The 14,416-nt window shown below is 40.3% G+C and carries 14 protein-coding genes; 8 read left to right on the top strand and 6 right to left on the bottom strand.

All coding sequences use genetic code 11. The features are described from left to right. The first annotated feature begins 20 nt into the window (after positions 1-20). Entirely contained in the window at positions 21-3,272 is a 3,252-nt protein-coding gene (locus MR041_RS14135) for a WD40/YVTN/BNR-like repeat-containing protein (protein WP_242094907.1), read from the top strand. Between the two features lie 117 nt (positions 3,273-3,389). Here MR041_RS14135 and MR041_RS14130 read toward each other — a convergent pair whose 3' ends face one another. From MR041_RS14130 to MR041_RS14105, 6 genes are all read right to left on the bottom strand, one after another. Continuing rightward, positions 3,390-3,674, bottom strand: a complete 285-nt coding sequence (locus MR041_RS14130; protein WP_242094906.1) for a hypothetical protein — start codon at positions 3,672-3,674, stop codon at positions 3,390-3,392. Positions 3,675-3,825: 151 nt separating this feature from the next. Continuing rightward, on the bottom strand, positions 3,826-4,599 hold the full coding sequence (locus tag MR041_RS14125) for a hypothetical protein (protein WP_242094905.1): 774 nt from the start codon (positions 4,597-4,599) through the stop codon (positions 3,826-3,828). Between the two features lie 195 nt (positions 4,600-4,794). Next, positions 4,795-5,181, bottom strand: a complete 387-nt coding sequence (locus MR041_RS14120; protein WP_242094904.1) for a rhodanese-like domain-containing protein — start codon at positions 5,179-5,181, stop codon at positions 4,795-4,797. 13 nt (positions 5,182-5,194) lie between these two features. Further along, complete coding sequence (locus MR041_RS14115) at positions 5,195-5,512, bottom strand: rhodanese-like domain-containing protein (protein ID WP_242094903.1); 318 nt, start codon at positions 5,510-5,512, stop codon at positions 5,195-5,197. Positions 5,513-5,620: 108 nt separating this feature from the next. Next, positions 5,621-6,241 (bottom strand): thioredoxin family protein, encoded by a 621-nt coding sequence (locus MR041_RS14110; RefSeq protein WP_242094902.1) that lies wholly within the window; start codon positions 6,239-6,241, stop codon positions 5,621-5,623. A gap of 4 nt (positions 6,242-6,245) precedes the next feature. Next, positions 6,246-6,791 carry a TlpA family protein disulfide reductase gene (locus MR041_RS14105; protein ID WP_242094901.1) on the bottom strand — a complete coding sequence of 182 codons (546 nt, stop codon included), beginning with the start codon at positions 6,789-6,791 and terminating at the stop codon, positions 6,246-6,248. Between the two features lie 534 nt (positions 6,792-7,325). On the opposite strand from MR041_RS14105, the gene MR041_RS14100 reads away from it, so the two are divergent. From MR041_RS14100 to trpA, 7 genes are all read left to right on the top strand, one after another. Beyond that, on the top strand, positions 7,326-8,729 hold the full coding sequence (locus MR041_RS14100) for an anthranilate synthase component I family protein (RefSeq protein WP_242094900.1): 1,404 nt from the start codon (positions 7,326-7,328) through the stop codon (positions 8,727-8,729). Positions 8,730-8,731: 2 nt separating this feature from the next. Then, the gene (locus tag MR041_RS14095) at positions 8,732-9,298 is read left to right on the top strand and encodes an anthranilate synthase component II (RefSeq protein ID WP_242094899.1); all 567 of its coding nucleotides are present in this window, start codon (positions 8,732-8,734) and stop codon (positions 9,296-9,298) included. A 104-nt stretch (positions 9,299-9,402) separates the two neighbouring features. After that, positions 9,403-10,398: an anthranilate phosphoribosyltransferase gene (trpD, locus tag MR041_RS14090; RefSeq protein ID WP_242094898.1), complete on the top strand. Its 996-nt coding sequence runs from the start codon at positions 9,403-9,405 to the stop codon at positions 10,396-10,398. Between the two features lie 11 nt (positions 10,399-10,409). Further along, positions 10,410-11,195 (top strand): indole-3-glycerol phosphate synthase TrpC, encoded by a 786-nt coding sequence (trpC, locus tag MR041_RS14085; RefSeq protein ID WP_242094897.1) that lies wholly within the window; start codon positions 10,410-10,412, stop codon positions 11,193-11,195. 24 nt (positions 11,196-11,219) lie between these two features. Then, a complete protein-coding gene (locus MR041_RS14080; protein WP_242094896.1) occupies positions 11,220-11,849 on the top strand; it encodes a phosphoribosylanthranilate isomerase in 630 nt (209 codons plus the stop codon). Positions 11,850-11,919: 70 nt separating this feature from the next. Continuing rightward, complete coding sequence (gene trpB, locus MR041_RS14075) at positions 11,920-13,101, top strand: tryptophan synthase subunit beta (protein WP_242094895.1); 1,182 nt, start codon at positions 11,920-11,922, stop codon at positions 13,099-13,101. Positions 13,102-13,158: 57 nt separating this feature from the next. Next, complete coding sequence (trpA, locus tag MR041_RS14070; RefSeq protein ID WP_242094894.1) at positions 13,159-13,923, top strand: tryptophan synthase subunit alpha; 765 nt, start codon at positions 13,159-13,161, stop codon at positions 13,921-13,923. The last annotated feature ends 493 nt before the right edge of the window (positions 13,924-14,416 follow it).

Genomic DNA, 14,416 nt, shown 5'->3' with positions numbered 1-14,416 from the left:
CCATAAAAAACGTTCTGATAATGATAAGGTCAAAGATTACTTCGTTATACGCAATTTTAATTTGCGTTTCACTCTTCTTTAGTTCAGGTCTCTCGGCCCAGGAAAAAGACAATGACACCACTGAAATCGAAAAGGTGTTGAGTGGATTGAAATTCAGAAGCATTGGCCCGGCGTTTATGTCGGGTAGAATAGCTGATATTGCCATTGATCCCAATAACCAAAATATCTGGTATGTCGCCGTAGGTTCAGGTGGTGTCTGGAAAACCGTTAATGCTGGCACAACATGGTCCTGCCTTACCGAAAACCAGCCCTTTTACTCAACAGGGTGTTTAACCATAGATCCGAACAATTCCAATACCATATGGTTAGGAACGGGTGAAAATGTCGGTGGTCGTCATGTGGGTATTGGTCATGGTATTTATGTGAGCCATGATGGTGGTAAAAACTGGAAGCAAAGCGGTTTAACAAAATCGGAACACATTTCTAAAATCATCGTAAACCCGAAGAATTCCCAGGAGATTTGGGTGGCATCACAGGGGCCTCTATGGAGTTCCGGCGGCGAGCGGGGACTTTTTAAGTCTGTTGATGGTGGTAAAACGTGGAAACTGACCTTAAAAAGCAATCCATGGACCGGTGTTACCGATATTGTCATCGATCCGAGGAATGAAAAGATTTTATATGCTGCCACTTGGCAACGTCACAGAAATGTGGCAGCCTACATCGGTAGTGGTGAGGGTACTGCACTCTATAAAAGTACAGATGGAGGCGAAACCTGGAGTAAGTTAACACAGGGCTTACCAAAGGTCAACATGGGAAAAATAGGACTGGCCATTTCACCAATAGATCCTGATATTCTTTACGCTGCCATAGAATTGGAAAGAAAAAAGGGTGCTATTTACAGATCGGATGACCAGGGCGCCAGTTGGACTAAAATGTCCGATACCGTTTCGGGTGGTACTGGTCCGCATTACTATCAGGAATTAGTAGCATCGCCGCATGTTTTTGACAAGATTTACTTAATGAATGTGAGGGTACTGGTTTCTGAAGATGGGGGTAAGACCTTCTACACAATGAAAGAGGTCGACAAACATTCGGACAACCATTCCCTGACCTTTAAACCCAATGATCCCAATTACCTTTTAATTGGAACCGACGGTGGCATTTATGAATCGTTTGACGATTCCCAAACCTGGAAGTTTGTCAACAATTTGCCCATTACGCAATTCTATAAACTTGCAGTAGACGATGCGGAACCCTTCTATACGATTTACGGTGGCACCCAGGACAACAATTCCCAGGGTGGACCTTCGCGAACATTCAAGTCAAGTGGCATATCCAATTCAGACTGGTATGTGGTCCTCGGTGGTGACGGTCATCAACCTGCTACCGAGCCCGGTAATCCGGACATTTTATATGCCCAATCCCAACAGGGTAATATCAGAAGAATTGAACGCAAAACCGGTGAGTATGTTTATATAAAACCCCAGGCCGGTGTAGATGAACCCTATGAGCGCTTTAATTGGGATTCCCCGATTCTAGTGAGCCATCACAATCCCAAACGCCTATATTTTGGTTCGCAACGTGTATGGCGGTCTGACGACAGAGGGGACAGTTGGACACCTGTTTCTGAAGATCTTACCAAAAATGAAGAACGCTTGAGTCTTCCTATAATGGGCAAGGTGCAAAGTTGGGATGAGGCCTGGGATGTGTATGCCATGTCCACTTACAATACCATAACCTCATTATCTGAATCGCCAATTGATGAAAACCTCATTTTTGCAGGGACTGACGATGGTATCATTCAATTTACAACGAATGGTGGCCAGTCCTGGAACAGGATTTTAGTTGGCAGTCTCCCCGGTGTACCCGCCACTGCTTTTGTCAACGATATTAAAACGGATTTACATGATGTTAACAAGGTGTATGTCGCTTTGGACAATCATAAGTTTGGAGATTATAAACCCTATTTTTTAAAAAGTGTTGACGGTGGGAAATCATGGCGCTCAATGACCAGGGGTATTCCCGATCAAAGTTTAGTTTGGAGAATGGTCCAGGACCACGTCAATCCTAACCTCTTGTTCCTCGGAACAGAGTACGGCATTTATGTTTCTCTGGATCAAGGAAATTCATGGCATAAATTTTCAAGTGGCATTCCCACAATACCCATACGGGATTTAGCTATTCAAAAAAGGGAGAATGACCTGGTAGCTGCTACTTTTGGCAGAGGCTTTTATATTCTGGACGATTATACTCCCCTGAGATCCATTAAACCAAACCAGCTGGATAAGGCTCAATTGTTTAAACCGAGAAAAGCGCTGCAATATGAACCCATAAGGGGAGGCACATCAAGCCAGGGTGCCAACTATTTTACTGCAAAAAACCCTGATTATGGGGCTGTTTTTACCTTTTATATACCTGAAAAATTCAATTCAAAGAAAGCAGTACGGCAAAAAAAGGAAAAAGCGCTTAAAAAAGAGAATAAGGATATCCCTTTTCCGGGCTGGGAAGCTCTTGATGCTGAAAAAACTCAGGAAAAACCTTCAGTAACCCTGGTCATAAGTGACTTGGAAGACCGTGTTGTTACCAGAATCGAAAGGCCTTATAAACAAGGTATAAACCGCGTGGCCTGGAACCTGAAAAAACCTTTGGCACCGTATTTCTATGACAACTCCAAAACTTCGGATTTTAAGCAGGTTCATGTTAGCCCGGGAACCTATAAGGTGGCTTTGTATTCTGTTATCGGAGGTCATACAACAGCATTGGGCGCTGCACAAACGTTTGAAGTGGAACGCATAAGGGAAAATACTCTGAAAAACCCGATCTCGGACATGGAAATCAATAATTTCATAGACGAATTGGAAACATTCCTCGTAGCTCTGGAACACACAAAAAATCGGTTTCAAAAAGCTTCAACCCGGTTAAAAACATTGGAGAGAGCAATGCAATACATAGAAAAGGCACCGGGCAGCCTGGAACAACAGATGTTTGATTTGAATCAATCCATGTTAGACATAAAAACCATTTTAGAGGGTAGTGCTTCAAAAAAAGAAATCGGTGAAAAGGATGTTCTCTCTATTGCGGGGAGACTCTCAGTAGCACAATCTTCCTTAGTGCGTGGAACCTATGGTCCAACCAAAATGCAGCTGGAAAGTTTTAACATAGCCAAAACATTGTACTCCAGGATAAAACCAAAAATAGAGCAGTTCACCAGCGCTATTCCAAATCTGGAAAAACAATTGCTGGAAGCCGGAGCCCCGATAATTATGGATTAATAAAAGAGCCAACAGACCCGAGATAAAGGATTAGGTCTGGTCTGTTTCTCAAATAAAAAAAAGCACCTAAGATAGAGATCTTAGGTGCTTTTCCAATTTTTGACGTGTATAATACTATTAGGCCTTCTGTGCCTTCATTTTCTCAGCCTTAAGGAGCTCCAAACGTTTCAATTCCCGTTTAATTTCTTCACTCCTATCCCTGATCTTCTGAAACTTTTCCTCTCTAATTTGAGCTTTTTTCTCTTTTTCCTGTTTAATCAGTTCCAGTTTATGAAGTTCTTCCTTTTTTTTCTTCTTTTCCCTGATCCTTTGTAAAAAAACGAAAATATTCGCATAAATATACATGCTCAGAAAAAGTAAGGCTACAATGGATAAAATTACCCAACCATTCATCATATTCATGACTGTAGATTTTTAAGTTTTTATAAAGGTACGCATAACTGAATGACTGCGAAAATATTTAAGCTAAACAACTCAAAAACAAGACAAAAACAAATACCTCACACCAAAGTATCGATAAAAAGTTAATTTACAGGATTAACATTTTTAAGGCTTATTGCCCACTCATATAAGCATTGTACGACCACATTTCATCCCAGGTATTTGAGAACAGGTTGTCGGCCATATCAATAAAGCCCTGCCATTTACCCTTACCAATAGTCTCTTCGAATGTTTCTCTAAAATTAATGGAATCATCATCCATTTCAGCCCAGTTCTTTAAAAAACTTACTGAGGCCACATGCCTCCCTAAATTCCCTTGTCTGAATTCGTTATAGTACAAACCCCAAGGGTTTTCACCTTCCATAGCTTTAATCGTTTGACTCACCATTTCATAAAACGCATTAAGGTTATATCCCTGGTTATCCTCTATTTCGCCATATCTCACCATAATTAAGGGATACTTGGAATTATCGCCATCCAACATCGCCGTATTTGAGAGTTTACCGTCCATCCTCCAATATTCAGAGGTATGGATTTTCTTGATGTAAGGCATCACATTATCTCTCCAATCCTCATCGTGTCCACCATCGGAAGGACGCCCATCCAAATGCGTATAGGTTGTAGGGCCCATCATCCATACCATACTGCCAGAATTGGGTCCTGTAGATATGTTATAAACTGCAGCCTTGTAGGGACCATCCTTGTGGTATTTTGCGTTATGAGCACGCATATTATCCCCGAGTACTTTAAGCTTTGTGTAATCCGGTGTCATCATCATGCTTTCAAACATGACATAATTGTTCGAATCGTCCTGGGCGATCGAAGTGAAACTGGCACCAATAATAAGAAGGACCACCAACAATTGAGAAATTGATTTTTTAATCATAATAAAAAGGTTTTGATTAGTTAGATAGAGTACACTATTGTACCATACCGATGTATTAACTGCTAATTGGGAGAATGACACTCTAATAAATGACGCCTATAAATTCATCATTTAAGATAAAAGATCAAAATTTGGAGAATTTAAATATAGTAAAATAGATTGTATAAAAAAAGCCCTCCATCGGAGGGCTTTGAACTATTCTGTTTCGAAAGCCAGACCCAGGTCTTTCCAATTCGTAAATCCACCTTCCAGATCATAAATTTCTTTAAATCCGGCTTCCTCGAGTATTTTAGAGCTTTTAGCACTTCTATTGCCACTCCTGCAGTAAACAATGACTGGTTTTTCCTTATCCAAAACTTTAATATCTTCTGAAAAAGAGGGCGAAAAATAATCGATATTTATGGCATTCGTTATAAAACCGTCCTTATATTCTTCCGGTGTTCTCACATCTATCAACTGCACCCCATCCTTATGCATTAAAGACTGTACTTCTTCCGCAGTCACAATTTTGGTTTGGGATTCAGAGGTGTTGTTGCAGGCAACAAAAACAAATAAGGCAAATAAAAAAGCGAAGTATCTCATGTATTAGGTGTTTTTAATCGATGTCTACGATATCCCCTTGCCACTCCAAAATACCACCTTCAAGGTTATAAGCATGCTTAAATCCCAGTTCTTCCATAATGCGACAAGCCTGACCACTTCTATTCCCCGATCTGCAATACACGTAATAATTTTTACTCTTATCTAATTCCTCAAGCGCGTCTATAAAGTCTTGCCCCCTGTAAATGTCAATGTGAATAGCATTCGGTATAATCCCGTCGGCTACTTCTTCATCAGTACGAACATCTATAATAACGGCCTTTTTATCCTTAGCCAATTGTTCAGACCATTCTTCATGAGTTAAATCTTCCATAGATTTTTAGTTGGATTGAAATACAAAACTACTATTTATTAATTAAAAATAAACAAAAAAAATCCGAGTTTATGATACTCGGATTTTTTTCGTCATGCTTTATTTAAATTAGGCCTTAATGGTGCATCCTATAGCCTTGGTTTCCTTTTGCTCCACTTCTTTACCATTCAGTAAAGCGTTTACTGCATTCTCCACATACTTTGTGTTAACTGCCGAGGCATCTTTATAATTGTCATCAATGGCCCCTATATATTTCACCACATTCCCTTTGTCCGTTTTTTGAAGCACGAACATATGAGGTGTTCTTTTGGCTCCAAATTTCGAATACACAGTTTGCTCCTTATCAATTAAATAGGGAAACGTAAAGCCCTTCGTTTTCGCCCTTTCGTTCATAGCCTCAAAACTATCCCCCGGACTTAGACTGGTGTTATTTGGCATAATAGCAATTACGGGATAGCCTTTGGGAGCATAGGTCTTGTCTAAAGCAATGAGGCGATCTTCATACATTACAGCATAAGGACAGGTATTACAGGTAAAGGTGATAATAAAACCCTTGGCTTCCTTATAATCTGCAAGGGATACCATATTACCATCTATGTTCTTTAATTTAAAATCGCTGACAACATCCCCTATTTTATAGCCATCGTTAGCGCCTTTCGTAGGCACCGTAAAAGCACTCAACAGGAGCATCATGATCAGTACTATTGAAATGTTCTTCATGTGTTTCATAATTCTAATTTAAAAATGATTTTAATTCGTTTTCTAATTCACTATAGGTAAAGGACTGTTCGAAAAACTTCCTTTCATGCTTATTATAGATCACGGTGGCCGGTATAGAACCCGACCATAAACTATCTACCTTGGGTATCCATCGGTTCATGTCGGGATCATCCAAAACGATAACCTTACTTGCGAGCTTGTTTTTAAGGATAAAGGGTTTCAATTTGGATTCATACAAATGCGGGAAATCCAGACTTACCAGAAGGACTTCAACATTTTCATCCGCATAGGATGCATTTAACTGCTCAAAGTAGGGTAACTCCTTTACACATGGAGCACACCAGGTGGCCCAGAAATTAACAACATGCACCTTGTTATCCTTCTTATTCAGGAAGGCTTCAAACCCATCATAATCGTAAATTTCCAAATCGACGTCGTTCACTTCGCTTGATGCCTCCTGTTGTACGGCAATTGTAGCATCAGAGGCCGTTTCTTTATGCTTTCCAGTATTACAAGCACTGAGAACTAACAAAAAGGCTAAAAAAACAGAACTCCTCATATCTTTTGCATTGCAATTTTACAGTATGTTTATAAAATTAAATAAACCTCTATAACTTTCATTTATTTTAACAAAAGTTTAAAAAAGTCGATTTTTAATGACATCGGTTTCCAATCGTACTGCTAACAGCAACACTCTATGTCGGCCTGAAATTATACCGAATCCCGGAAATAAACAGTATTGTTAAGAAAAATAGGATCACTGGGGTGCGGATATGGCAGTAAATGGAATAAATCCTTAAACCGTCATAGGACAATAGTTGTTTTTTCGTGCACTAAAAAAACACAACTAATTATTGTGTAATTATGATTTCATTTCTATATTTGAACCATAATTATTCAAGAATTGATGACAATTTTAAATACTATCTGGTGGTGGTGCTTTCGAAACTAACGTTCGTGAAGTAACCCTCGTATATTTAAAAATGTAAAATATAACAAAGGCTTGTCATTCACGACAAGCCTTTTTATTTTTCCAAATTCGTTCTTGAAAACATCTAATTGCAACTGATATACCTTAAATAAATGGTGCATAATGAAAACCTATAGTTTATACACACATTACAAAAAAATACTGGCAGATACCATTACCCCTGTAAGTATCTATCTTAAAATTCGCGATAAATTTCCCAACAGCATTTTGTTGGAAAGCAGCGATTATCATGCCAGTGATAATAGTTTTTCCTATATATGTTTCAATCCCATTGCCTCGATAAAAGTTGAGAATGACATTATATCCCAGACCTTTCCTGATGGCAACCACAGCAGTGTCCCGATTAACCCGGAGACCAATGTCACCGAAGAAATTCATCAGTTCACAAAACGTTTTAAAACCGGTTCTGAAGAACAGTTCAAGTTCATTAACAACGGTATTTTTGGATACCTGGCCTACGACGCGGTACGCTATTTTGAAGATATAGCTATTTCCAATAAACCGGATTCAATTCAGATACCGGATGTGTATTACGCGGTTTATAAAAATATCATAGCCATTAACCATTTTAAAAACGAGGCCTATATTTTCGCACATTGTTATGAAACGGACAACAATATAGATGAAATTGATCATCTCATAAAAGTCAAGAATTTTGCCACTTATACCTTCATGTCTGAAGGTGATATCGATTCAAACCTTACAGATGATGAATTCAAACATCACGTTGAGTTAGCCAAAAAACATTGTGCCCGTGGCGATGTGTTTCAATTGGTTCTGTCGAAAAGTTTTAGCCAGAAATTTAAGGGTGATGAATTCAATGTCTACAGAACATTGAGAAGTATAAATCCCTCTCCCTATCTATTCTACTTCGATTATGGTAATTTTAAAATATTTGGCAGTTCGCCCGAGGCCCAACTTATTGTCAGTGACGGAAAGGCGGAAATCCACCCTATAGCAGGGACCTTCAGAAGAACGGGCAATGACTCCAAAGATGCGGAACTGGCCAAACAGTTAACCGTAGACGATAAAGAAAATGCCGAACATGTCATGTTGGTCGATCTGGCCAGGAATGATTTGAGCAGACATGGCAGCAATGTCACGGTCGACACCTACAGGGAAGTTCAGTTTTTCTCCCACGTCATTCATCTGGTAAGTAAGGTTACCGGACAAAAACATGAGCATACCCCAACCATGCAGATTGTTGCAGACACCTTCCCTGCCGGAACGTTAAGCGGTGCGCCTAAGCACCGCGCCATGCAACTCATCGAACAATACGAAAAAACCAGTCGCTCCTTTTATGGCGGTGCCATAGGGTTTATGGATTTTAACGGTAATTTTAACCATGCCATCATGATTCGCACCTTTTTGAGTAAGAATCATAAATTACATTGGCAGGCAGGAGCGGGTTTGGTCTCCAAATCAAACCCGGATAATGAATTACAAGAAGTGTATAACAAATTAGGGGCACTGACCAAGGCCATTAAACAAGCAGAGGATATTTAAAGATGACAAAGGTATTAGTTATAGATAATTACGACAGTTTCACATACAATCTTGTACATTATTTAGAAGATTTAAACTGTGATGTCACCGTATTCAGAAACGACAAGCTCACGCTTGATGATGTGGCGCCTTTCGATAAAATTGTGTTATCTCCCGGACCCGGTATTCCGGATGAAGCGGGCTTATTAAAAGACATCATTAAGGCCTATGCACCTACCAAGGGTATTTTAGGCGTTTGCCTCGGCCAGCAGGCTATCGGTGAAGTATTTGGAGGATCGCTTATAAATTTAGACGAAGTGTATCACGGTGTTGCAACCAAGGTGACCATATGTGTTGATGACGAAATTTTGTTTCGCGGTCTCAACAAAAGCATTGATGTGGGGCGCTATCACTCCTGGGTGGTAAATCCAAACTTACCGGACGAACTCGAAGCGACCTCCTATGACGAAAATGGACAAGTAATGTCCTTAAGGCACAGACATTACGATGTAAAAGGCGTTCAATACCATCCGGAATCCGTATTGACTCCCGACGGTAAAAAAATCCTAGAAAATTGGTTGAACCCTTAAGCAATTTGTAGTGGCTTTGTGCCTTCCTGAATTCATATGAAGAAAAAAAAATAATAATCTATAAAAATTAATTACCCATCCTCAGTACGGGGTTAGGCATAGGCATGAAACAACTATTAAACAGACTTATAAATCACGAAAGCATATCGGCAGAAGAGGCCAAGAGGGCACTGGTAAATATTTCAAATGGTGCTTATAATCAAAGTCAGATTGCCTCCTTTTTAACGGTCTATATGATGCGAAGTATTACCCTTGAAGAATTACAAGGCTTTAGAGATGCGCTTTTAGAACTCTGCATTGCCATCGATCTAAAGGATTTCAATGCCATTGACTTATGCGGTACCGGTGGAGATGGCAAAGACACCTTCAATATTTCAACATTAGCCTCCTTTGTGGCTGCAGGAGCAGGTATTAAAGTGGCGAAGCATGGAAATTATGGTGTGTCATCGGCCTGCGGATCATCCAATGTGATGGAATTTTTGGGTATAAAGTTTTCAAACGAAGAATCATTTTTACAGCGCTGTATAGATCAGGCCGGTATTTGCGTTCTGCATGCCCCTCTGTTCCATCCGGCCATGAAAAATGTAGCTCCCATACGCCGGGAACTGGGCGTTAAAACATTTTTTAATATGTTGGGTCCTATGGTAAATCCGTCGTTCCCGAAAAACCAGATGGTCGGTGTCTTCGATTTGGAATTACAACGTCTTTACGGCTATTTATATCAGCAAACTGATAAAAATTATAGCATAGTACACGCATTGGATGGCTATGATGAAATATCCCTGACCGGAAAGGCCAAAATAATTTCAAACCATTCTGAAAGTATGTTCAGTCCGAGTGACCTGGAAATTGCAGAAATACAACAGGAAGCTATTTTTGGAGGGCGTACGATTGAAGATGCTGCGACAATTTTCATGAATGTTATTAACGGGAAAGGCACCGAAGCGCAAAACCATGTCGTATGTGCTAACGCAGGATTGGCTATAGCCACCACCAGGCAAATCTCTCACAGGGAGGGATTTGAGTTGGCCTTAGAGGCCTTGCGATCAGGTCAGGCCAAAACAAGTTTGGATAAACTGATTGAATTGAGTAAACATTAAACTTAGAAAGGTTGAACATACTTGACAGCATAACACGGGATAAAATTAAAGAGGTGGAATTAAGAAAAACGTTGATTCCTAAAAAGCAATTGGAGCAATCGGTATTGTTTCAGAGAGAAACAATTTCCTTAGGAGACAAATTACGCCAAAGCAGCTCTGGAATTATTGCGGAGCATAAACGCCGATCGCCTTCAAAATCGGTAATCAATAGTAGTTTAAATGTTTTTGATGTTGCCATTGGCTACGAAAATGCCGGGGTTTGTGGTATGTCAATTTTAACTGACGGTAAATATTTCGGCGGTTCTTTAGACGATCTTTTAACATCAAGGGCAAGTTGCCGATTACCCTTATTGCGCAAGGAATTTATAATTGATGAATACCAGATCCTTGAGGCCAAAGCTTTTGGAGCGGACGTTATTCTGCTGATCGCTGCCATTTTAACCAGGGACGACATAAAAGCACTTTCAGAATTTTCCAAAAGCCTGAACCTGGAAGTGCTTCTGGAAGTTCACAATGAAGAAGAACTGCATAAATCCATAATGCCAAGTTTAGACATGCTAGGGGTAAACAATAGAAACCTTAAGACCTTTGATGTGAGTTTAGAGACCAGTAAAACCTTAAGCGCATTGATTCCGGATGAATTCATAAAAGTGTCTGAGAGTGGCATTAGCAATGTAGACGCCATTAAAACCTTGAGGACCCATGGCTACCAAGGCTTTTTAATAGGAGAAAATTTTATGAAAACTGAGGATCCCGGCACCAATGCAAAGGCCTTTATAAACAAATTAGACAATTAATATCATGTCGAAAATGGCTAAACTATGAAACTGAAGATATGTGGTATGAAATATGAGGACAACATGAAGCAGGTTGCCGCGTTGGAACCCGACTACCTCGGTTTTATATTTTATAAAAAATCGGCGCGTTATTTTTCAGGAGACCTTCCGGAACTTCCAGAAAGCATTAAAAAAGTGGGGGTATTTGTTGATGCGGAATTAGAGGATGTCATAAATAAGATAGCTACCTATAATTTGCAGGCCGTTCAGTTACACGGTAACGAGACACCGGAGTATTGCATGAATTTAAGTCGAATGCATACAGAAATTGAAATCATTAAGGTCTTTTCCATTAAAGATCGTTTTAATTTTGAAGTCCTGGACCCTTATGAACCGGTATGCCACTATTTTTTATTCGATACCAAAGGCGCCTTACCCGGAGGGAACGGCTATACTTTTAATTGGAATGTATTAAACAGTTACCCCTCGACAAAGCCCTTTTTTCTGAGTGGTGGTATCGGATTAGATGAAATGGAAAAACTAAATAAATTTAAAGCGAGTAAAGCATCAAGGTACTGCAAGGCCATTGATGTGAATAGTAAATTTGAAATTGAACCTGGATTGAAGAGTGTGGCATTATTAAAGGCCTTTAACATAAAGCGAAGTCAGATCTGACGCTTCTAATTAATCGCCTGATCTTGTATCACACGGATTGGTCCCAGGAAAAGACAAGAATAAAAACGTTATGAATTACAATGTAGATGAAAAAGGGTATTACGGAGAATTTGGCGGTGCCTATATTCCCGAAATGCTGTATCCCAATGTTGAAGAATTACGGCAAAACTATTTAAAAGTGATGGCCGAACCCGAGTTCCAAAACGCATTTAATAAGTTGCTAAAAGATTATGTGGGACGCCCATCACCACTTTATTTTGCAAAACGCCTTTCGGAAAAATACCATACCAAAATTTATCTGAAGCGGGAGGATCTAAATCATACGGGAGCCCATAAGATAAACAATACTATTGGTCAGATTCTCATGGCGAAACGTTTGGGTAAAACGCGTATAATTGCAGAAACAGGAGCCGGACAGCACGGTGTTGCCACCGCAACGGTGTGTGCGCTGATGGGGATGGAATGCATCGTGTATATGGGTGAAATAGACATTGCGAGACAAGCGCCCAATGTGGCCCGTATGAAGATGTTAGGTGCTACGGTTATCCCCGCAACCTCGGGCAGTAAAACACTAAAAGATGCAACCAATGAAGCCATACGCGATTGGATTAACAACCCGGTTAACACGCATTATATCATAGGTTCTGCCATAGGACCGCATCCCTACCCTGATATGGTAACGCGTTTTCAGGCCATTATTTCCGAGGAAATAAAATGGCAGTTGAAAGCAGAGGAGGACAGGGAAAACCCGGATTATGTGGTGGCATGTATTGGAGGCGGAAGCAATGCCGCAGGCACCTATTATCATTTCCTGGATAATGAGGATGTTAAGATCATTGCAGTTGAAGCTGCCGGCCTGGGCATAGACTCCGGTGAAAGTGCTGCAACTTCGGTATTGGGAAAAGAAGGTATTATTCATGGCTGTAAAACCATGCTTATGCAAACCGATGACGGGCAGATAACAGAGCCCTACTCGATTTCAGCAGGATTGGATTATCCGGGTGTTGGCCCTATGCACGCCCATTTATGTAAAACCGGTCGCGCAGAATTCATGTCTGTTACGGACGATGAGGCCATGAACGCCGGTCTGGAATTAAGTAAACTTGAGGGTATTATCCCTGCCATAGAAACCTCCCATGCCCTGGCCATTTTTGAGAAAAAACATTTTTTACCCGATGATATTGTGGTTGTAAGTCTATCTGGTCGCGGTGATAAGGATTTACAAAACTATATAGACTATTTCAACATATAGGCGGCTGCAGGCCACAGACCGCGAACGCAATCATAATGAAGGAATGACCTAATAACCATGAATAGAATAAACGAAAAACTAAAGGAGAACAAAAAGCTTTTATCCATATACTTTACAGCGGGGTTCCCACATCTTAATGATACTGTTTCCATAATTAAAGATTTGGAAAATAGTGGTGTGGATATGATTGAAATCGGTCTGCCGTTTAGTGACCCACTAGCCGATGGGCCCACCATTCAGGACAGTTCAACCCGAGCCTTAAAAAATGGCATGACCACGCAAGTCTTGTTCAATCAGTTAAAAGACATCAGGACATCGGTCTCCATTCCCCTGCTCATCATGGGGTATTTTAATCCCATTTTGCAGTATGGTGTAGAGGCTTTCTGTAAAACATGCCAGGACATAGGTATCGATGGACTGATCATCCCGGATCTGCCGGTTGATGTGTATCATGAAAAGTACCAGGCTACTTTTGAAAAGTTCGGATTGATCAATGTTTTTTTAATTACGCCACAAACCAGTGATGAACGCATTTCGTTTATTGATTCCATTTCGAGAGGATTCATTTATATGGTGAGTAGTGCAAGTACTACCGGGGCAAAGTCCGGCTTTGGTGAGGCACAGAACCGTTACTTCAAACGCATTGCTGCACTGGAGCTAAAAAATCCGCAAATTGTCGGGTTTGGTATTAGCAATAACAAGACTTTTTCACAAGCCACACAGTATACCAAAGGAGCCATTATCGGGAGTGCTTTTGTAAAACATCTGGATCAGAATGGAACAGGTACCATTTCCAGTTTTATTCATGGCATTCTCAATTAAAATATTGTCAAAAGGGCACTACAAAAAAAGGCCGCCCCTATGCCCGAAATTCCATGCGCATAAAATGCCTAAATCATCAGCATAAAACGGATAAAACATAAGCATAAGATTCCTATTTCTTCCGCATGTTTTTTAAGCCGTATAAACACTGGTGTTTCAAGAGGGTTCGGCTGCGGTTAGGTGAATTCAGAAAGCGGAGTTTGTAAAAACTATCCACCTATCAGAAAAATACCTCTGTATGGATTCCTGCCTTCGCAGGAATGACAAGAAAATTCATATCTGCATTATACTCCTCCTGCCTGCCATCCGCCAGGTAGGCAGGTTAGGTTCTTTTTGCGGCAATGGGAATAAGAACATTACTTAGAATTAAAAATCTATCTATAATGGATTCCTGCCTTCGCAGGAATGACAAAAGAAATTCGAATTTGCAATTGCTTAAGAAGTATGCAGTAATGCAATTATTCGGCAATATAAACTGCCCCGAATCCCCAAT

This window comes from Aestuariivivens sediminicola (genome assembly GCF_022662015.1).
In the GTDB taxonomy this organism is placed as follows: Bacteria; Bacteroidota; Bacteroidia; order Flavobacteriales; family Flavobacteriaceae; genus Aestuariivivens; species Aestuariivivens sediminicola.
This window is presented reverse-complemented; position numbering and strand designations above follow the sequence as displayed.